Genomic DNA, 20,600 nt, shown 5'->3' on the forward strand with positions numbered 1-20,600 from the left:
GATGCACAAGCGGCATACACCATGAATAACATGCCAGATGGTTAGGGTGCTGGATGAGGGTAGCGTAAGCTATTTGGTAGCGTGGCCTAAAGGCCTATTGTCCTTCGTTTTTTTGGCCCAGGTTGTGGCCCCAGGCAGTCGAGGTGATGGATGCATTACGTTGCGATTGAAGAGAGTCGGCGGGATCTTTTGAAGCAGCTACAAGAGCGCCTGGAAGCGCGACTGGAGCCAGCGCGAGCGGCGGATGTCGAAGCCTTTGCGCGCCATTTCTACGCGACGGTGCCGGTCGAGGACCTGATCGACCGTCGTCTTGACGACCTCTATGGGGCCACGCTCTCGATCTGGCAGTTTCTCCAGCATCATGACCGTCAACACCCTAAAGTGCGTATCTTCAACCCCGATTTCGAAGAGCACGGCTGGCAGTCCAACCACACCTTCGTGGCCGTGCTGCATGAAGACATGCCGTTTCTGGTCGACTCGGTACGTATCGAGCTCAGCCGCCGTGGATTGACCGTACATGCCATTCAGAACGCAGTGTTTGCGGTGGCCCGCGATGGCCAGCACCAGCTCAAGGCGCTGACCTCGCCCAAGGATGAGCATGCCCCCGAGCCCCGCGAATCCTTGATCGTCATCGAGGTGGACCGCCATACCGATCCTGAATCCCTGGCCAATATCGAGCGCAACCTGCACGAAGTGCTGCGCGACGTGCGCACGGCAGTGGGTGATTATGACGCCATGTGCGGGCAGATCACCTCCGCCATCCAGGAGCTGGAAAAGAACTGCCCACCACAGATCGACCCTGACGACCACGAAGAAGCGATTGCATTTCTCGAGTGGTTGCTGAAGGACAACTTCACGTTCCTGGGGTATGACGAGTACCTGCTGGAAGGCAGCGAGCTGCAGCGTGATCCCAACAGCGTGTTGGGCGTGTTCCGCCTGGACCAGCCCCGCTACCGGGAGCGCATCCGCACCGAAGAGGGGGTGGATGAGCACAATGACTACGTGCTGGTGCCGCAGCTGCTCTCGTTTGCCAAGAGCGCCCATCACTCTCGCGTGCATCGTCCTACGTATCCCGACTACATCACCGTGGACCGCTACGATGATGATGGCAACGTGATCGGCGAGCGTCGTTTCTTTGGCCTGTTCACCGCGACCGTCTATAACGAGTCGCCGCGCAACATTCCGCTGCTGCGTCGCAAGCTGAAAGCCGTGACTGACATCGCCGGGTTCAACCCTCAGGGCCACAATGGCAAGCAGCTGCTGCAGGTGCTGGAAGTGTACCCGCGGGATGATCTGTTCCAGATCGGCACCGACGAGCTGGCCACTACCTCACTGGGCATCTTGAACATCCGTGAGCGCCGTCAGGTACGCTTGTTTATCCGCACCGATGTCAGCGGCAAGTTCTACTCCTGCCTGGTCTTCGTTCCCCGCGACGTGTTCTCGACCGACCTGCGCCAGCGTATTCAGAACATGCTGTGCGACGAGCTGGATGCGCACTTTGGCGATTTCAACACCTACCTCTCTGAGTCGGTGCTGGCGCGTATTCAGCTGATCCTGCGCTTCAATGGCGACACGCCCAGCCAGTACGACCTGAAGCGTCTGGAGGGTAAAGTGGCACGGCTGTCGCGCAGCTGGCGCGACGACCTGCACGCGGCCATGATCGAAGGGTTTGGAGAAGAGCGCGCCAACCACCTGCTGGATAATTTCCACGATGCCTTTTCGGCCAGCTACCGCGAAGACTTCAACGCCCGCACGGCGGTATTCGACATTCAGCACCTGTTGAATCTGGACAATGGCGACACGCTGTCGCTCTCCCTGTATCGTCCGCTGGAAGAGCAGGCAGGCGGCATGAACCTGAAGCTGTTCCATCGCGAATCGCAGATCCCGCTCTCGGACGTGCTGCCGATGATGGAGAATCTCGGCCTGCGGGTGATCGGCGAGCGCCCCTACGATATCAATGCGCCTCAGCAGCGCTACTGGATACACGACTTCGAGCTGGAGCACAGCCAGGGCGCCAATCTGGGCGATATGCGCGACACGTTCAGCGAAGCGTTCAAGCGTATCTGGGCCGGCGAAGCCGATAACGATGCCTTCAATCGCCTGATCGTCGGGGCCGGTCTGGACTGGCGGGAAGTGGCCATGCTGCGCGGTTACGCGCGTTATCTGAAGCAGATTCGCTTTGGCATGTCCCAGGATTACATTGCCGCCACGCTGGCCAACTACCCGGTGATCACCCAGGCGCTGGTGGAGCTGTTCCGCCTGCGCTTCGATCCGGCCCAGCAGCAGCCCGGCCAGACCGACGACTGCCTGGCGCGCCTGAACGAGCACCTGGAAGGCGTTGCCAGCCTCAATGACGACCAGCTGCTGCGCCGTTTCATGGAGCTGATCCAGGCCACGCTGCGCACCAACTATTACCAGAAGACCGACGATGGCCGCTTCAAGGATTACATTGCCTACAAGCTGGAACCGTCGAAAGTGACCGGCATGCCCAAGCCGCGTCCGGCCTACGAGATTTTCGTCTGCTCGCCCCGTGTCGAAGGCGTGCACCTGCGGGGTGGCAAGGTGGCGCGCGGTGGCCTGCGCTGGTCGGATCGCCTGGAAGATTTCCGTACCGAAGTGCTGGGGCTGGTCAAGGCGCAGCAGGTGAAGAACGCGGTCATCGTGCCGGTAGGCGCCAAGGGCGGGTTCGTGTGCAAGCGCATGCCTGAAAATGCCGACCGTGAAACCCAGCAGAAAGAGGGCATTGCCTGCTACCAGATCTTCATTCGGGCGCTGCTGGACGTCACCGATAATCTGGTCGCAGGAGAGGTCGTGCCGCCGAAGAGCGTGGTGCGCCACGATGACGACGACACCTACCTGGTGGTGGCTGCCGACAAGGGCACCGCAACGTTCTCGGATATCGCCAACGCCATTTCCGTCGAGTATGGCCACTGGCTGGGGGATGCGTTCGCCTCGGGCGGCGCCAACGGCTACGACCACAAGAAAATGGCGATCACCGCACGGGGCGCCTGGGAGTCGGTCAAGCGCCACTTCCGCAACCTGGGCGTGAACACCCAGCAGGACCTGTTTACCGTGGTGGGCATCGGTGACATGGCGGGGGACGTGTTCGGCAACGGCATGCTGCTGTCGGACAAGATCCAACTGGTGGGGGCGTTCAACCACCTGCATATCTTCGTCGACCCCAACCCTGATGCGGCAGCGGCGTTTGCCGAGCGTCAACGGCTGTTCGACCTGCCGCGCTCCAGCTGGGAAGATTACAGCGCCGAGCTGATCTCTCAAGGGGGCGGGGTGTTCAGCCGCAGTGCCAAATCCATCGCCATCAGCCCGGAAATGCAGCAGGTGTTCGGAATCACCGAGGCGCGTCTGTCGCCCAATGATCTGATTCGCGCCATGCTCAAGGCCCAGGTCGACCTGATCTGGAACGGCGGTATCGGCACCTACGTGAAAAGCGCCGATGAAACCGATGCCGACGTGGGCGACAAGGCCAACGATGCGCTGCGTATCAACGGCAAGGAGCTGAACTGCCGAGTCGTGGGAGAAGGCGGTAACCTGGGTCTCACCCAGCGTGGCCGGATGGAAGCAGCCGCCAACGGCGTGCGGGTTTACACCGACTTCATCGACAATGCCGGGGGCGTCAACTGCTCCGACCATGAGGTCAATATCAAGATATTGATCGACGAAGTGGTCAAGCGTGGCGACATGACCGACAAGCAGCGCAACCAGCTGCTGGCCGACATGACCGACGAAGTGGCCAACCTGGTCCTTCTGGACAACTATCGCCAGACCCAGGCGCTGGACCTGTCGGAAATTCTTTCCCATCAGGGGATGGGGCCGTACCGCCGCTTCATCAGCGAACTGGAAGCCGCTGGTCAGATCGACCGCGAGCTGGAGTTCCTGCCCACCGACGAGGTGCTCAAGGAGCGTGCCAGCAGCGACCAGGGCATGCGTTTGCCGGAACTCTCGGTGCTGATCTCCTACGCCAAGAGCACCTTGAAGGGGGATTTGATCAATTCCGAGGTGCCCGACGACCCCTACATCCATCGCCATCTCGAGCGGCTCTTCCCGGCGGTGCTCACCGAGCGCTACCAGGGCGAGATGTACGAGCACCGCCTGAAGCGTGAGATCGTGGCCACTCAGGTCGCCAACGACCTGGTCGACCACATGGGCATCGTCTTCGTGCGCCGCTTGATGGACTCCACCGGCGCCGGCCGGGCCGATATTGCCCGGGCCTACGTGGTCGCCCGCGATGCTTTTAACCTGGCGGACCTGTGGGCGCAAATCGAAGCGCTGGACAACCAGGTCTCCAGCCGGGTGCAGTATTCCATGATGCTGGATCTGATGCGCCTGGTACGTCGTGCCACCCGCTGGTTCCTGCGTCAGCATCTGGGGCTGTCGACCCAGGACACCATCGAGTACTTCGGACCGCGTCTGGCGCAGCTGCAGGAGAGCATCGGTGAGCTGCTCAGCGGTGAAGAGCAGCAGGAGTGGCAAGCGCGCTGTGACGAGCTGGAGCAAGCCGGGGTACCGGCGTCGCTGGCCGCTACGGTGGCTGCGGCACCGCGCCTGTACGCCAGCCTGGGGATCATTCAGGCGGCCCGCTTGACCAACGAGAAGCCCCAGCGGGTGGCGGAAGTCTTCCACGAGATTGGCAGCCGCTTGGAGCTACCGTGGATGATCCAGCAGGTGACTCGTCTGGAAGTGCGCGATGCCTGGCAGGCACAGGCCCGCGAAACCTTCCGTGACGATATCGATCGCCAACAGCTGGCCCTGACCACCAGCGTATTGAAGCTGGAAGCGGGCAGCCGCGACACCCAGGAGCGCGTGGCTCAGTGGCTGGAGCAACACGCCGAGCTGCACCGTCGCTGGTGCCGCTTGATCGAAGAGGTGCGTAGCGGCAGTGAAGGCGGTTTTGCCCTGTTTGCGGTCGCCGTCCGTGAGCTGGTGGACCTGGCCGAGAGCGACAGCGAAGCCTGACGCCTGACGAAAGGCCCACTCAAGGCCGCGCCCTGGTTCACCAGGGCGCGGCCTTTTCATTCTGCCTCGCTGGGCCAAGTGCGTTATACTGCGGCCGCCTCGCCAACAGCCCATCGCCCAGGAGTGTCTCGCTGATGTATACCCTTGCCCGCTCGCTCATGTTCCGCCTGGATGCGGAAACGTCCCACGGTCTGGCGCTTGGCGCGCTGGATACGCTGCACCGAGTCGGTGGCGTGAAGCGGCTGTATGGCGAGCCGGTCAGCGACCCGGTCGAGCTGATGGGGCTGCGCTTTGCCAACCGCGTCGGCCTGGCAGCTGGGCTGGACAAGAATGCCGATCATCTGGATGCCCTAGGTGAGCTGGGCTTTGGTTTCGTGGAAGTGGGCACCGTCACGCCGAAAGCGCAGCCGGGCAACCCAAGGCCGCGTCTGTTTCGCCTGGCCGAACACGGGGCCATCATCAACCGCTTCGGTTTCAACAACAAGGGCGTCGAGCACCTGGTGGCACAGGTCAAGAAGCGCCACTACGGCGGTATCGTAGGCATCAACATCGGCAAGAATTTGACCACCTCGGTGGAGCAGGCGCTGGATGACTATCTGCTGTGTCTCGACGCCGTGCATGGGGTGGCCGATTATATCGCGGTCAATATCTCGTCGCCCAACACGCCGGGGCTGCGCACGCTGCAGTTCGGCGAGCAGTTGGATGCCCTGCTGGGGCCGATTCGTGCCCGCAGCCAGGCGCTGGACAACGCGCTGGGCCGCAAGGTGCCGCTGCTGGTGAAGATCGCCCCCGACATGAACGCAGAGGAAGTGGCGCTGGTGGCGGGCAGTATTTCTCGCAATGGGCTGGATGGCGTGATTGCCACCAATACCACGGTGTCTCGTGAGGCCGTTCAGCAGGACCCCCAGGCGCAGGAATCCGGTGGGTTATCGGGCCGACCGGTGTTCGAGGCTTCCAATACGGTCATCCGGCTGCTGCGTGCCGAACTGCCTGACCTGCCGATCATTGGCGTGGGCGGCATCGACAGCGCGGCGGCAGCGCAAGCGAAAATCGAGGCAGGTGCCGACCTGGTGCAGCTCTATTCAGGCTTGATTTATCAGGGGCCGACGCTGGTGAAACAGTGTGCCGAGGCGCTCAAGAAGCAGGCTTCTGCCCACTGAGAGGGCAAGCGCTGGGGGAGAGGTGGGCAATAAAAGGGGTAGGCAATAAAAAGCCCGCTGGCGAGCGGGCTCCGTACTCCAAATGTCCGTGTAAAAGGTAAATAAATCAGGTCATGACCATGGGGTTTTTATGGATGCCGGAAACGCCGACCATGCCATCCCATTGGTCTCCGCGACCTTCACGCCAACCGCTCATCCAGTATTCGCGTAAATTGACATCTTGACTGGGGCAATCATCACGGGAGCGACCCGTAACACCCGCTTTATAGCCGTGAACATAAGCCCGCTGGAAGCGATCACGTTTTTGTCGTTTCATTGGCTAACCTCTTTTCACGAAAACCTTTGATAAGAAGCAAACAGCCAGCAATTGAGCAGCTCATTATTCACCGAGCTCCTTTCAAGCGTCGTCACGACACCGACCATTGCTGCCAACTCTGCTTCGAGAGGTGACTTCAAGTCCAAGAGTGAGTCTTTGCCAGTACCTTGGTGTCTAGCACTCACGTGCTGAACAGGTAAAGCCGCTGACTCGACAAGCCGTGGGTCGTTACAGGAGTCTCCTTGCGGAAGTGCACAGTAATGACCCAGACAAGCAACGCATGCGTTTTTAGTAGCTACCCTCTTATTGATAGACCATCATGGGGTCACTTGTCGACCATCAAATTGTCATAAGACGTAAACTCATTTGACATATACAGGAATATCGCGCGGTGACGCGCGGCGAAGAACATGACCGAGCTGAGCCAAACACCCTCTTTGAATCTGCTGGCCACCTGCCCCAAAGGCATCGAAGGCCTGCTGGCAGACGAGCTGCAAGCGCTGGGCGCCGAGCCTGGTAAAACCACCGTGGCCGGTGTCTATTTCACTGCCGACCAGGCCACCGCCTATCGGGTCTGCCTGTGGTCGCGACTAGCCAACCGCGTCATTCTGCTGCTGGCCCGGGAAAACATGATCGAGACCGCCGAGCAGGTGCGCGATGTGGTAGCACGCATTGCCTGGCGTCAGCATCTGGCACCAGGACGCACCCTGGCGGTGGATTTTCATGGCCGCAGTGAGCACATTCGCCACACCCGGTTTGGCGCGCAAACCGTCAAGGACGGGGTGGTGGACTCGCTACAGCTCTCGGGGCAGGAGCGCCCCAATGTGGATACCAAAACGCCAGACCTGCGCCTTTATGCGCACCTGCATCGCGCCAACCTGAGCCTGGGTATCGACCTCTCCGGTGAGAGCCTTCACCGGCGCGGCTACCGGCGTGACGTCGGGCATGCGCCGCTCAAGGAGAACCTGGCCGCTGCCTTGCTGGTACGTGCAGGCTGGCCCGAGCGCGCCAGAGCTGGCGAGCCTTTGCTGGACCCTTTGTGCGGGGCTGGCACCCTGCTGATCGAGGCCGCATTGATGGCCGCCGACCAGGCCCCCAACCTCAACCGTGAGCGTTTCGGCTTTCATGGCTGGGCGGGGCATGAGCCTGCGCTCTGGAGTGAGCTCAAGCGCGAAGCCGAAGCGCGGGCGTCGATTGGCCGCAAGCGCTGCAGGAACCCACTGATCGGCTTCGACCAAAGCCCTGCAGCGCTGAGTGCCGCCAAGTCGAACGCCATGCGTGCGGGCATTCCTGCGCTGATCAGCCTGCATGGCCAAAGCCTGGCCCAGCTCACTCGCCCCGCCGACCTCACCGCCGAGCAGGGCCTGTTGATCACCAACCCGCCCTACGGCGAGCGTTTGGGCGAATTGCCGGAACTGGTCAGGCTCTATGCCCAACTGGGGGAAAAGGCCAAGGCGTTGTTCCCCGGCTGGATGCTGGCGCTGTTCACCGGCAATCCGGACCTGGGGCATCGCTTGGGGCTGCGCGCCCATAAGCAGTATGCGCTGAAGAATGGTGCGCTGGATGCCAAGCTGCTGATGATGCAGATCGGCGCAGCCAGGGAGTCTGCCGTGCCCACCAATTCCGCCACGTCAGAGGCCCCGGCGCCGGAACGGCCTGCCAAGCCAGCGGTGTCGGAAAATGCCCAGATGTTTGCCAACCGCTTGGCAAAGAACCAGAAGCGCCTGAAAAAGTGGCTCAAGCAGAGCGGTGAAACCTGCTATCGCCTTTACGATGCCGATATGCCGGAGTATGCGCTGGCCATCGACCGCTATGGCGACCGCGTTCACGTGCAGGAGTATGCCGCGCCGGGCTCCGTGAACCCTGCTCAGGCACAAAAGCGGCTGTTCGACGCGCTGGAAGTGCTGCCTGAGGCGCTGGACGTGGACCCCAGCAAGATTTACGTGAAGCGTCGTGAGCGGCAAACCGGCGCCGCCCAGTACCAGAAGCGCGATGCCAGCGGCGAGCGTTTCGAAGTGCGTGAGGGGAGTGCGCGGCTGTGGGTCAACCTGCGCGACTACCTGGACACCGGGCTGTTTCTCGACCACCGCCCCGTGCGGCGTATGCTGGGCGACATGGCCAGCGGCAAGCGCTTCCTGAACCTGTTCTGCTACACCGCCACGGCTACCGTACAGGCCGCGCTAGGCGGGGCCAGCGACAGCGTCAGCGTCGACATGTCCAACACCTACCTGGAGTGGGCCAGAGACAACTTCAGCCTGAACCAGCTGGATCACCGGCGGCACCGGGTGGTCAGGGACGACTGCTTCCGCTGGTTGGAAACGGCCAATGCCGATTTCGACCTGATCTTCATGGACCCGCCGACGTTCTCGAACTCCAAGAAGATGCGCGATACGCTGGATATCCAGCGGGACCACCCAAGGCTGGTCGAGCTGGCCATGGCGCGCCTGGCGCCGGGTGGCGTGCTGGTGTTCTCGAATAACCAGCGGCGTTTCAAGCTGGACGACGCGCTGGTGCAGCGCTACGCAGTGGAGGAGATCACCGCGCGCACCTTCGACCCGGATTTCCAGCGCCGCACCAACCTGCATCACGTCTTTTTGATCAAGAGCCGAGCCGATGATTAAACTCTCCATCTACACCACTCTGGGCTGCCACCTGTGCGCTCAACTCGAAGCGCTGGTGACCACCCTGGCCAACCAGCCAGTGGACTTGCGGCGCATCGAAATCAGCGAAGACGACGCGCTGGTCGAGCGCTACGGCGTGCGTATACCGGTGTTGCTGGATGAGCAGGGCGAAGAGCTGGACCGTGGCTTCGACCTGGCGCGGCTGAGCCAATGGCTGGAGCAACGAGGCTGGCTGGACGAAGCGGCCCTGGCGGCCCTGACCAACCCGCCAGCCCCGACGCCCCCGGTGGGGGCGCACCAGCGTAATGGGCGTCGATTTCTGGGGTAGGCGTGCCTACAGCACATCCAGCAGCGACAGCTGGCGCATGGCCTCCTGGCCTTCGGGGGTGTGGTCGGCGGCTTCCAGTACCTTGCGAAAGCCTCGCGAGGTCTGGATGGTGGACTCGTCCTCCAGCCACATCTGTGCCTGCGCCAGGGTGTCGGCCAACTGATGTTTCAGCCCGCCAAACTGGGTGCCGATCTGCCCCCAGGCGCGGCTGAAAATCCAGTCGCCGAACATATCCTGGTGAATGTGCACCAACACATAGTCATGGTCGGTTTCCCAGCGTACGATCACACCCATCTCCTTAACGCCATCATGTTCACGCCTGCACAGCAAGCCATTGCGGGCGTATTGTAAAGCCCGGAAATCAAAACGCCTATGAAACTTGTCATCGATGCCAACATCCCCGCCGCCGACGCGTGCTTTGGCGGGCTGGGCACCTTGCACCGCCTGCCCGGGCGCGAGATTCGCGCGGCCGACGTGGCCGATGCCGACGCGCTCATCGTGCGCTCCATCACCCGGGTCGATGAGGCCTTGCTGGCCAACAGCCGTGTTGCCTTCGTCGGCACCTGCACCATCGGCACCGATCATATCGACTTGAACTACCTCTCAGCCCAGGGCATCGGGTTTGCCAGTGCGCCTGGCTGCAATGCCGACGCCGTGGTGGACTATGTGCTCAGCAGCTTGGTGACCGTGAGCGAGCGGGAAGGGTGGCCGCTGCTGTCGCGCCGTGTGGGGATCGTCGGGGCCGGTAATGTCGGCAGCCGCTTGCTGACGCGGCTGAGCGCGCTGGGCATGGAAGTGCTGGTATGTGACCCGCCCCGCGCCGAGCAGGAAGGCCCTGAGGGCTTCGTGGACCTGGATACCCTGATCGAGCAATGCGAGGTCATTTGTCTGCATACGCCGCTGGTCAAGCAAGGCTCTCACGCAACGTATCATTTGTTGAACGCCGAGCGGCTCCAGGAACTGGCCCCGCAAACGGTACTGCTCAACGCCGGGCGCGGGGACTGCATCGATGGGCTGGCACTGCGCAGCCGCCTGGCAGGCAAGGGCGACATCACTGCCATTCTCGATGTGTGGGAGGAGGAGCCTGGCATCGATGCCGGCCTGAGGGATCTGGTGGCCTTGGCAACCCCGCACATTGCCGGCCACAGCCTGGACGGCAAGCTGCGCGGCACCTGGATGATTCAGCAGGCGCTGGCTGCGCACCGGGGCCACCCCTTGGATCTGGCATTCAGTGACTTGTGTCCGCCCCCGGCGCTGGCCTCGCTGACCCTCTCACAGGCACTGCCCGTTGAAGAGGCGCTGCGGCTATGTACCCGAGCGGTGTATGACGTGCGCCGTGACCACGACACGCTGCAGCGTAACGTGGTGCAGCAAGGGGTTGCCAAGGGGTTCGATCACTGCCGCGCCCATTACCCGCTGCGTCGCGAGTTTGCCACGCTGAGTGTGCTGTTGAAAGAAGATGCTCGGCCACTGTGTGCGCCTTTGGAAGCTGCCGGTTTTCAAGTGCAGCTCGGCTGAAAAGAGCTGGACACAAAACGCATAAGGCCCGCGATGCGGGCCTTATGGTGGCGTCTGTCGTTAAGTGACGGTTAGCATCACTGACGGTAGGCGGCTTCTTTCAGGGCGCGAATGCGGTCGTCCAGCGGTGGGTGGCTGGCGAACATGCGCTCCATCAGCGAGCGGGTCTGGCCTTTGGTGATGGCCATGGCGCGCATCTGGTCGGGCATCTGGTCGGGCATTTCGGTTTCGGCCTTCAGGCGTGCCAGGGCGTTGACCATGGCGCCGGTGCCCGCCAGGCGTGCACCCGCTTCGTCGGCGCGGTATTCGCGGTAGCGCGAGAACCACGCCACGATGGCCGACGCAATGATGCCAAACACGATCTCGGCAATCATGACCACGGCAAAATAACCCATGAAGCCCAGGCCGCCTTCACCGTCGCTGCGGCTTTTCAGGAAGGTGTCGATCAAGTGGGCGACGGCACGGGCAAAGAACATCACGAAGGTGTTCACCACGCCCTGGATCAGTGCCAGGGTGACCATGTCGCCGTTGGCCACGTGGCCAATCTCGTGGGCCAGTACCGCGCGGACCTCTTCGGGGCGCATGCGGTTGAGCAGGCCCGCCGAGACGGCTACCAGCGAGTCGTTCTTGTTCCAGCCGGTAGCAAATGCATTGGACTGCTGGGCCGGGAAAATGCCCACTTCGGGGGTCTTGATCCCGGCTTCACGGGAAAGCTCGGCCACGGTGTCCACCAGCCACTTTTCGGTGGCGTTGGAGGGCGTTTCGATGATCACCGTGCCCGTGGAGCGCTTGGCCAGCCATTTGGACATGAACAGCGAGATGATCGAGCCCGCCATGCCGACGATGAAGCAGAACAGCAGTAGGCCAGTGAAGTTGATTCCCTGGCTGCGCAGATAGCCCTCGACGCCGAACAGGCGCAGCGTAAAGCTGGCCACCAGTACGACGGCGAGGTTGGTCGCCAGAAACAGCATAATTCGCATCATGGGTGGGTTTCTCCCTTCAGGTTTATAGCGGGGTCTTGCTGGAATATGGCTTAGATGCGTGCCCGTCGCTACAGTTTCAAGTAGCTGTTTTTAATGCTGTAGCGACGGACATGAAGACTGAAATAACTACTGCCGATAGCGTGACAGGAAATTGGCAAAGCGATCCAGCGCGTCGCCCAGCTGGTCGGCCCAGGGCAGCGTCACGATGCGCACGTGGTCCGGGTCTGGCCAGTTGAAGGCCGTGCCTTGCACCAGCAGGATCTTTTCTTGCAATAACAGGTCCAGCACCAGCTGCTGGTCATTCTTGATATTGAAGACCTTGGGGTCCAGGCGCGGAAACGCGTAGAGCGCCCCTTTGGGTGTTACGCAGGAGACACCGGGAATGGCGTTGAGCTTCTCGATGGTGATGTCCCGCTGCGCCAGCAGGCGCCCGCCAGGCAGGATCAGGTCATTGATGGACTGGTAGCCGCCCAGCGCCGTTTGAATGGCGTGCTGGGCAGGTACGTTGGCGCACAGCCGCATGGAGGCCAGCATGGTCAGGCCCTGAATGAAATCCTTGGCCCGCTGTTTGGCCAGCGTGCCGGAAATGGTCATCCAGCCGGAGCGAAAACCAGCGCAGCGGTAGCTCTTGGAAAGCCCGTTCATGGTGATGACCAGTTGATCGTCGTCGGCCAGCGCCCCCGTGGCGGTGTGCTCGACTCCGTCGTAGAGAATCTTGTCGTAGATCTCGTCGGAGAATACCACCAGATTGTGCTGTTTGGCGATCTCGAGAACTTCCCGCACCACTTCCGGAGAGTACACTGCCCCGGTGGGGTTGTTGGGGTTGATGATGACGATGGCCCGGGTACGGCTGGTGACCTTGGCACGAATGTCGGCCATGTCCGGCGCCCAGTCGGCCTGCTCGTCGCACAGATAGTGAACGCCGTGGCCGCCCGACAGGTGGGCAGCAGCGGTCCAGAGCGGGTAGTCCGGTGCCGGGATCAGTACTTCATCGCCATCGTTGAGCAGCGCCTGCATGGCCATGACGATCAGCTCGGACACGCCGTTGCCGATATAGATATCCTCGATACCGACGCCGGGGATCTGCTTGCGCTGGCACTCCTGCATGATGGCCTTGCGCGCAGAGTAGAGCCCTTTCGAATCACAGTAGCCCTGGGCGGTGGGCAGGTTGCGCATGACGTCCTGGAGAATCTCTTCCGGTGCCTCGAAACCAAAGGGGGCCGGATTGCCAATGTTGAGCTTGAGAATCCGCTGGCCTTCCTCTTCCAGGCGCTTGGCATGGTCGAGAACCGGGCCGCGAATGTCATAGCAGACATTGTGCAGTTTATGGGACTTCTTGAGCGTGTGTGATTCGTTAGGCTGCGCGGTGTCCATGGGGTGCGTTATCCAAAAGTGTCCATTGCCGTGGGAGTGACTGATTATTCGCCCATTATGCGTTGCTTGATGGCGAGCTGTCTTGGTCGATTTGCTCCACGGGCGGTGGAATGTCCTCGGGGGTTTCCAGCGTCAGCCTGCCCACCTTGCCGTCGCGCAGTTCATGCAGCAGCACTTCGGCGCCTCGGTGCAGGTCCACGGCGCCGCCAGGGCGCAAACCACCGCGCTTGCTGGCAATTTCGGTGAGGATGGCGTGGCCATCGAACCCGGCAATGGCCATAAAGTCGGGCTTCTGGGGGCCATCGGCATCGACCTCTGCCTGAGGGGTGGCAGGGGCTTCATAGCGGGGCAGCGCCTTGAGCTTGTAGCGGGCCGTCAGCGCGTCGGGGTAGCGTTTGGCGAGTTCGGCACAGGCCACCATGGCCACATCGGTATACTCGATGGCCGTGTCGCGAATGGCACCGCTGGCCGCCAGCCGGTAGGCACTGGCCTGATCCTCGATTTTGGGCCACAGCACACCAGGCGTATCGATCAGTGCCACGCGGCCATCGATGCGTACCTTTTGCTGGCGCTTGGTCACGGCGGGCTCGTTACCGGTCTTGGCGATCTTGCGTCCTGCCAGGCCGTTGATCAGCGTCGACTTGCCGACGTTGGGAATCCCCATGACCATCACACGAACATCACGGTCGGCACGCACCGCACCGGCCAGCTCATGGCAAAGCCGGGGAATGCGCTTCAGTTCCCGGGTGTTGGTGGTGGTGATGGCCAGCGCCCGTGTGTCGGCTTGGGCATCGAAAAACGCGACCCACTCGTCGGTACGCGCAGGGTCGGCCAGGTCGGCACGCGACAGAATCTTGAGGACCGGCTTGTGGCGGGTCAGCTCGGCCAGCATCGGGTTGGCGCTGGAATAGGGGAGCCGCGCATCGAGCACTTCGATCACGACATCGATTTCCGGCAGCGCGTCCTTGATCTGGCGGCGGGCCTTGTTCATGTGTCCTGGGAACCAGCCGAGCATGGGGATCTCCTGCAAGCACTAACATTCGGCATAAAAAAGCGGGCCGCCATTCTAACAGATGGTGCCCGCCTTGCTGCGCTTCGTTTGGGATCAATTATTCGTCGGGGTGAAACTCCAAAGAGACCGAGTTGATGCAGTAGCGCAGGCCCGTCGTTTGCGGGGGGCCGTCGGGAAACACGTGTCCCAGGTGGGCATCGCAGTGGGAACACACTACTTCGGTGCGAATCATGCCGTGGGAAGTATCGCGATGCTCTTCCACGCAGCGGATGCCCAGTGGCCTGTCGAAGCTTGGCCAGCCACAGCCTGCATCGAACTTGTGTTCGTTCTCGAACAGCGGCGCATGACAGCAGACGCAGTGGTAGATGCCCTGGGCATCGCTCACTTGATAGTCACCGGTAAACGGACGCTCGGTACCCTTCTCCCGGGCGACGCGGTACTGCTCCGGGGTCAACTGCTGGCGCCATTCTTCAGGGGATTTCGCTATTTTCGCCATGGGGCTCTCCTCTCCCTCCGGTTGCTGATAAGCAGAGGCTTATGGGGCAGGCAGGATACCACCGTTATGCCTGACGCTATACCAGTGACAATGGCAGCCCTGCTCAGGTTCAGCATGTGCGAAAGTGGGCGATAGCGCCAGTACCCGGCCTAAACGCTGGCGGCGCCGCCGTTGCTGCGGGGGTCATGGGCGCTTTCGATCAGGCCATCCGGGTGGCGTACGATGCCACCGGCATGGCCCATGGTGTCGCTGAAGGCCTCGGGCAGTACTTCTACATCGTGGCCCGCCGTGGCGAGGGCGGTCACCAAGGCATCGTCAAAACGCGCTTCCAGCTTCAAGTTGGTGCTGGTCTCGCCCCAGGTGCGCCCCAATAGCCAGCGTGGCGCGGTGACCGCCTGCTGCAGTGGCATGCCATGTAGCGCGTAGCGGGAGAACACCGCGGCCTGGGTTTGTGGCTGGCCTTCGCCGCCCATGGTGCCGTACACCATGGTGCGCCCGTCTTCGAACAGGGCCAGCGCCGGATTGAGGGTGTGAAACGGCTTGCGCCCCGGGGCCAGGCCGCGCAGATGATTGGGGTCGAGTGAAAAACTGATGCCTCGGTTTTGCCAGAGCACGCCGCTTTCCGGCAGCACGACGCCACTGCCGAACTCCCAGTAGATGCTCTGAATGAAGCTCACCGAGCGGCCCTGGCTATCCACGGTGCCCATCCAGATGGTGTCGCCCGGCGCGGGCTCATGGGGCCAGGGCAGGGCGCTGGCCGGGTCAATGGCGGCGGCTTCTTCGGCCAGGCGTTCGGCGCTTAGCAGCGACTGCAGGGGGGCAGGCACCCGCTGGGGGTCGGTGACGTGGCTATCGCGCAGCATGAAGGTGCGTTTGGTGGCCTCGATCAAGCCGTGCAGATGCTCGAAGCCGTTGGGCTCGGCAGCCTTGAGGCGTTCGTAGATGCCCAGAATCATCAGCGAGGCCATGCCCTGTGTCGGGGCGGGCAGGTTGTAGAGTGTCGCGTCCTGCACCTGTACATGCAGCGGCGTGACCTGCTGGGCGCGATAGGCGTGGAAATCCTCCAGCCGCAGCGGGCTGCCCAGCGCGGCCAGGTCCTGGGCCATGCTGGCGGCCAGTTCGCCACGGTAGAAGTCATCCAGCCCTGCACTGGCCAGGCGTTCGAGGGTACGGGCCAGGCGCGGCTGGCGCAGCCGCTCGCCTTCCCGGGGGACCTTGCCATCGAGCAGGAAGGCTTCGTTGAAGCCGGGGCTTTGGCCGAGCCGGGCAAGGTGCTTGGCGGTCAGCGCCTCCTGGCTTTGGGAAACCGCCACCCCTTCGTCGGCATGGCGAATGGCATCGGCCAGCAGGGTCGTCAGCGGCAGCGCCGAGCCCCACTGGGCGGCCACGTTGAGCGCTTCCTGCCAACCGCCGATGGTGCCCGCCATGGTCAGGGCTGCCTGGGGGCCGCGTTCCGGGATGTGTGATTCGCCAGCGTAAAAATCGGCGCTGGCCAGCGCGGCGGCTGGCCCGCAGGCATCGATGGCAATGGGCGGCTTGCCTGGTTCGTGAATCAGCCAGAAACCGTCGCCACCCAGCGCGTTCATGTGCGGGTAGACCACGGCGATGGCCGCTGCGGCGGCCACCATGGCTTCTACCGCATTGCCGCCTTGTTTGAGCACATCGCGACCGGCACTGGCAGCCAGGTGGTGGGGGGCAACACAGCTGCCGCCGTAACTACGTTGTGTATGAAGCATGACGTTATCCTTTGTTATTAAGGGCTACTGTTATCAAGGGCTACCAGCCAATGGCGTCGGGTAGCCAGGTGGCAATGGCTGGGAAGATAAAGACCAGCGCCACGGCCAGGAATTGCAGGCCAATGAAGGGCAGCGCGCCTTTGTAAATATCGATAGTGGTGACCTCCTTGGGGGCCACGCCCTTGAGGAAGAACAGCGACCAGCCAAACGGTGGCGTGAGAAACGAGGTTTGCAACACCAGACCCACCAGAATGCCCAGCCATACCATATCGATGCCCATTTGTACGAAGAAGGGCAAAAACAGCGGCAGGGCAATATAGGTAATTTCTATCCATTCCAGGAAGAAGCCCAGCACGAACATCAGCAGCAGCATGAACAGCAGCGCGCCGAGCTCGCCCCCGGGGACCCAGTCGAACATGCGGCCCACGAGATGCTCGCCACCCAGCCCACGGAAGGCCAGGCCAAAGACCTGAGCGCTGATCAGAATGAAGAAGACCATGGCAGAAATGATCAGCGTGGCCTTGGCGACCTCGCTCAGCAGGGCCACCGTGAGCCGCCCAGAGCACGCGACGAAGACCAGCGCGCCGAGCGCCCCCATAGCAGCGGCTTCGGTGGGGGCGGCAATTCCGCCGATGATCGAACCCAGCACGGCAAACACCAGCCCCACCGGCGGCCCCACCACAGTGGCCACCTTGAACAATAGCTGCTTTTTGCTGAGCAGCGCACGCTCTTCGGCGGGAATGGGCGGCATCATGCCGGGGTAGAGTTTGGCCAGCACCAGAATCGCCAGAATATAGATCCCGGCCAGGGCCAGCCCCGGCACCATGGCCGCCGCAAACATGGTGCCCACGGATTCACCGAGGATCTCCGCCAGCAGAATCAGTACCAGGCTAGGGGGGATGATTTGCCCCAGCGTGCCCGACGCACAAATCATGCCGGTGGCCAGGGTTTTAGGGTAGCCACGGCGCAGCAGGGTGGGCAGCGTCAACAGGCCCAGCGTGACGATGGTCGCCCCGACGATACCCGTGGCAGCGCCCAGCAGTACGCCCACGAAGATGATGGCCACCCCCATGCCGCCGGAGAGCCCCCCGAACAGGTGACCGACCACGTCGATCAGTTCTTCGGCCAGCTTCGACTTCTCCAGCATCACCCCCATGAACACGAAAAGGGGGATGGCCATGAAGGTATAGTTGGTGACCACGCCGTAGATGCGCGAGGGCAGCAGGTTGAACAGCATGGGGCCAAACCCCAGGTAGCCAAACACGAAGGCCGTGACGGCGATACTGATGGCCACTGGAATGCCGATCAGCAGCAGTACGAAAAAGGCCACGATCATACCGATCGCTAGCCACTCATTAGGAGACATGCGTTATTCACCTCGGCTTGGAAGGGCCAGCCCCTGGCGCAGCGCGTGGGCCAGGCCTTGCAGTGCCAATAGAAGAAACCCCAGAGGGATGAACGATTTCAGCAACCAGCGGAAGGGCAGGCCACCCGGGTTAGGGGAGGCCTCGTTACGCACATACGACTGCTCTACCCAGGGCAGGGTCAGCCAGGCGATATAGAGCCCCATGACCAATAGCAGCAGACCGCCGATCACTTCGATGATGCGCCGAACGATGGCGGGAAAACGCTCGTAAAACACATCCACCCGCACCTGTTCGCCCATCAGCAGCAGATACGACATGCCGAATAGGGCGATGGGGGAGATCAAGTGCCACTGCAGCTCCTGAAGCCAGACGGCACCAATGCTAAACAGGTAGCGCATGACCACATCGCCCGCGACCAGGGCAACCAGCACCACGCAAATCCAGGCAGCGATCAAGCCAAACAGCCGGACCACCGCCTCGATTCCGTGGACAAGACGTTCCACGGCTTGCATATCACACCCCGATGATGTCGGTTAACCAGGCGCGTTCGCTGGGACCTGCCCAGCGGTCATGGTTGGCCTTGAAGGCCATGTAGCTATCGTGGACCTTGCGCACAAGCGGGTCGGCGTTGGCTTCGGTGGACAGGGTATCCATCGTCGCTTCACGCAGCGCTTCGACCACAGGAGTAGGCAGGGGGCTGGCAGTAACGCCGTGGTTGTCCACCAGGTCGGCCATGGCCTCGCCGTTGACGGCCTCCGACCAGGTGACGCTTTCCAGGCACGCTGCCATGCAGGCACTTTTCACGATCATCTTGAGATCGTCGGGAAGGGCATCCCAATGCTGTTTGGAAATCAGTAGCTCACCGGTGGTGGCAGGCTCGTGCCAGCCGGTGGTGTGATAAAACTTGGCGGCATTGTGAAGCCCCATGCGGCGATCCTGGTAAGGGCCGACGAACTCCGCCGCATCGATGACGCCACGCTCCAGCGCCGGGAAGATTTCACCGCCGGGCAGTACCCGGGCATCGACCCCCAGCGCGGCATAGACTTTCCCGGCCAGGCCCGGAATACGCATGCGTAGCCCATTCAACTGGCCGATGTCCTCGATGGGCTCACGGAACCAGCCGGTCATCTGCACGCCTGTATTGTTCAGCGGCAGGGCGATCATGCCGTAAGGCTCATACACCTCTTCCCATAGCTCCAGGCCACCGCCGTGATACAGCCAGGCCATATGGCCCATGAAGCTCATACCGAAGGGCACGGTGGTGAAGTATTGAGCGGCGAACGTGGTGCCCGACCAGAAGTAGCTGTTGGCGGCGTTCATTTCGATAGTGCCGCTCTGCACGGCCTCGAAGCCTTCGAAAGCCGGGATCAGTTCTCCTGCTGCAAAGTGCTGAATATTGAGCCGTCCGCCCGACATGGCGTTGATCTTGGCAATCACGTCCCGCGGGCTGCCGGGCCCTTCTACATAGAACGGGGAGCCGGGGCTGTAGGCATTGGTCATTCGCCAGTTGAACTGTTCGCTCGACTGCGCCTTGGCCATGGTAGGGGCGCCCAGCACCAGCCCCGCAGTGGATGTCAGAGCAGCGCTGGTAAGAAACTTGCGACGGGTAAAGGACATACAGCACCTCATGCAGTAAGGAAAGACGGCAGTGGCAGGGGAGCACCAATCGCCGAGGGACGCTGTGTACAAAGCAAGGGATATGCCAAAAAATCGATTTTATTTTAAATAAAAGATTTTTGGGGATTTGTCGGATCTCCCGTGGGAGAGTGTGGTGAGGGTGCGCTAATGTCGTGCACCATAATCGCGCAGGTTATCGCCGCCAGGCACTCTCGTTGCGCAGACATAAAACGTTTCGATATCAGAGGGCTTGACAGTAAGAGGTGCTCTGATTAATATACGCGCCACCTCGACGAGGCAATGAAACGTCCCATTCGTCTAGTGGTCCAGGACACCGCCCTTTCACGGCGGGAACAGGGGTTCGAACCCCCTATGGGACGCCATCGTATCGTTCAGGTTATCGGAGTTGCGGGAATAGCTCAGTGGTAGAGCATCGCCTTGCCAAGGCGAGGGTCGGGAGTTCGAATCTCCTTTCCCGCTCCATAATACGTATGTGATAAATCATGCGTGTTTATGCGTCCCATTCGTCTAGTGGTCCAGGACACCGCCCTTTCACGGCGGGAACAGGGGTTCGAACCCCCTATGGGACGCCAATCCGGTTTTTTAGCGACATCAAGCGGGAATAGCTCAGTGGTAGAGCATCGCCTTGCCAAGGCGAGGGTCGGGAGTTCGAATCTCCTTTCCCGCTCCAGTCGTCTGCGTGTATATGTGTCCCATTCGTCTAGTGGTCCAGGACACCGCCCTTTCACGGCGGGAACAGGGGTTCGAACCCCCTATGGGACGCCACTCGCATGACGCTGTCATCTGGTTGTCGCCATCGGTTGCTTTAACCGGTTTCTGTAAGCGGTTTCCATAAGTAATGCCGTTCATGTTGCGGGAATAGCTCAGTGGTAGAGCATCGCCTTGCCAAGGCGAGGGTCGGGAGTTCGAATCTCCTTTCCCGCTCCAGTTTAACGGTCCTCCCTTCTATGTTTTTGTCTGTGCTTTTCTATCGCTTTTTTCTGATTCTCCCCCAATTGATCCCCTTCGTCTCTGTTATCCGTTCGGCCACTGCCTTGGGCAGCGCTTTTTCGTGGGTGTCGTTTGGGATGAAGCAGG

Annotated in this window: 15 protein-coding genes and 6 tRNA genes; 11 read left to right on the forward strand and 10 right to left on the reverse strand. The window is 61.6% G+C overall.

Annotated elements, in window-relative coordinates; all coding sequences use genetic code 11:
- Positions 1-150: 150 nt before the first annotated feature.
- Both B7L72_RS16905 and B7L72_RS16910 read left to right on the forward strand, forming a co-directional pair.
- Positions 151-4,974, forward strand: coding sequence for an NAD-glutamate dehydrogenase (locus B7L72_RS16905; RefSeq protein WP_081195612.1), 4,824 nt, complete (start codon positions 151-153; stop codon positions 4,972-4,974).
- 134 nt (positions 4,975-5,108) lie between these two features.
- Positions 5,109-6,134 carry a quinone-dependent dihydroorotate dehydrogenase gene (locus B7L72_RS16910; protein ID WP_081195613.1) on the forward strand — a complete coding sequence of 342 codons (1,026 nt, stop codon included), beginning with the start codon at positions 5,109-5,111 and terminating at the stop codon, positions 6,132-6,134.
- A gap of 106 nt (positions 6,135-6,240) precedes the next feature.
- Here B7L72_RS16910 and rmf read toward each other — a convergent pair whose 3' ends face one another.
- On the reverse strand, positions 6,241-6,450 hold the full coding sequence (gene rmf, locus B7L72_RS16915) for a ribosome modulation factor (protein ID WP_016914479.1): 210 nt from the start codon (positions 6,448-6,450) through the stop codon (positions 6,241-6,243).
- 410 nt (positions 6,451-6,860) lie between these two features.
- Here rmf and rlmKL point away from each other — a divergent pair, with 410 nt between their 5' ends.
- Complete coding sequence (rlmKL, locus tag B7L72_RS16920) at positions 6,861-9,071, forward strand: bifunctional 23S rRNA (guanine(2069)-N(7))-methyltransferase RlmK/23S rRNA (guanine(2445)-N(2))-methyltransferase RlmL (protein WP_081195614.1); 2,211 nt, start codon at positions 6,861-6,863, stop codon at positions 9,069-9,071.
- Positions 9,064-9,399, forward strand: a complete 336-nt coding sequence (locus tag B7L72_RS16925; protein WP_081195615.1) for a glutaredoxin family protein — start codon at positions 9,064-9,066, stop codon at positions 9,397-9,399. The genes rlmKL and B7L72_RS16925 overlap by 8 nt, the downstream gene beginning before the upstream one ends.
- A 6-nt stretch (positions 9,400-9,405) precedes the next feature.
- On the opposite strand, the gene B7L72_RS16930 is transcribed toward B7L72_RS16925, so the two are convergent.
- Positions 9,406-9,687, reverse strand: coding sequence for a hypothetical protein (locus tag B7L72_RS16930; protein WP_039176935.1), 282 nt, complete (start codon positions 9,685-9,687; stop codon positions 9,406-9,408).
- A gap of 84 nt (positions 9,688-9,771) precedes the next feature.
- Here B7L72_RS16930 and pdxB point away from each other — a divergent pair, with 84 nt between their 5' ends.
- Positions 9,772-10,917: a 4-phosphoerythronate dehydrogenase PdxB gene (pdxB, locus tag B7L72_RS16935; protein ID WP_081195616.1), complete on the forward strand. Its 1,146-nt coding sequence runs from the start codon at positions 9,772-9,774 to the stop codon at positions 10,915-10,917.
- Positions 10,918-10,994: 77 nt separating this feature from the next.
- On the opposite strand, the gene htpX is transcribed toward pdxB, so the two are convergent.
- The 8 genes from htpX to B7L72_RS16975 form a co-directional block, all read right to left on the reverse strand.
- Complete coding sequence (gene htpX, locus B7L72_RS16940; RefSeq protein ID WP_039176182.1) at positions 10,995-11,900, reverse strand: protease HtpX; 906 nt, start codon at positions 11,898-11,900, stop codon at positions 10,995-10,997.
- A 126-nt stretch (positions 11,901-12,026) separates the two neighbouring features.
- Positions 12,027-13,274 carry a pyridoxal phosphate-dependent aminotransferase gene (locus B7L72_RS16945; protein ID WP_081137517.1) on the reverse strand — a complete coding sequence of 416 codons (1,248 nt, stop codon included), beginning with the start codon at positions 13,272-13,274 and terminating at the stop codon, positions 12,027-12,029.
- A gap of 55 nt (positions 13,275-13,329) precedes the next feature.
- Positions 13,330-14,289: a ribosome biogenesis GTPase YlqF gene (gene ylqF, locus B7L72_RS16950; protein ID WP_081137518.1), complete on the reverse strand. Its 960-nt coding sequence runs from the start codon at positions 14,287-14,289 to the stop codon at positions 13,330-13,332.
- A gap of 94 nt (positions 14,290-14,383) precedes the next feature.
- Positions 14,384-14,782 carry a peptide-methionine (R)-S-oxide reductase MsrB gene (msrB, locus tag B7L72_RS16955; protein ID WP_016914471.1) on the reverse strand — a complete coding sequence of 133 codons (399 nt, stop codon included), beginning with the start codon at positions 14,780-14,782 and terminating at the stop codon, positions 14,384-14,386.
- Between the two features lie 149 nt (positions 14,783-14,931).
- Positions 14,932-16,518, reverse strand: a complete 1,587-nt coding sequence (locus B7L72_RS16960) for a gamma-glutamyltransferase family protein (RefSeq protein WP_081195617.1) — start codon at positions 16,516-16,518, stop codon at positions 14,932-14,934.
- 40 nt (positions 16,519-16,558) lie between these two features.
- Positions 16,559-17,884 (reverse strand): TRAP transporter large permease subunit, encoded by a 1,326-nt coding sequence (locus B7L72_RS16965; protein ID WP_081195618.1) that lies wholly within the window; start codon positions 17,882-17,884, stop codon positions 16,559-16,561.
- A gap of 3 nt (positions 17,885-17,887) precedes the next feature.
- Positions 17,888-18,397, reverse strand: a complete 510-nt coding sequence (locus tag B7L72_RS16970; RefSeq protein WP_081195619.1) for a TRAP transporter small permease subunit — start codon at positions 18,395-18,397, stop codon at positions 17,888-17,890.
- Between the two features lies 1 nt (position 18,398).
- A complete protein-coding gene (locus B7L72_RS16975; protein ID WP_081195620.1) occupies positions 18,399-19,502 on the reverse strand; it encodes a TRAP transporter substrate-binding protein in 1,104 nt (367 codons plus the stop codon).
- 307 nt (positions 19,503-19,809) lie between these two features.
- Here B7L72_RS16975 and B7L72_RS16980 point away from each other — a divergent pair.
- The 6 genes from B7L72_RS16980 to B7L72_RS17005 all read left to right on the forward strand — a co-directional run bounded on the left by B7L72_RS16980 (position 19,810) and on the right by B7L72_RS17005 (position 20,450).
- Positions 19,810-19,885, forward strand: a tRNA-Glu gene (locus B7L72_RS16980).
- 25 nt (positions 19,886-19,910) lie between these two features.
- A tRNA-Gly gene (locus B7L72_RS16985) sits at positions 19,911-19,985 on the forward strand.
- Positions 19,986-20,019: 34 nt separating this feature from the next.
- Positions 20,020-20,095, forward strand: a tRNA-Glu gene (locus tag B7L72_RS16990).
- A gap of 23 nt (positions 20,096-20,118) precedes the next feature.
- Positions 20,119-20,193, forward strand: a tRNA-Gly gene (locus B7L72_RS16995).
- Positions 20,194-20,212: 19 nt separating this feature from the next.
- Positions 20,213-20,288: transfer RNA gene (locus tag B7L72_RS17000), tRNA-Glu, on the forward strand.
- 87 nt (positions 20,289-20,375) lie between these two features.
- Positions 20,376-20,450, forward strand: a tRNA-Gly gene (locus B7L72_RS17005).
- The last annotated feature ends 150 nt before the right edge of the window (positions 20,451-20,600 follow it).

The sequence above is a fragment of the Halomonas sp. BC1 genome (genome assembly GCF_002078135.1).
GTDB classification, from domain to species: Bacteria; Pseudomonadota; Gammaproteobacteria; order Pseudomonadales; family Halomonadaceae; genus Vreelandella; species Vreelandella stevensii.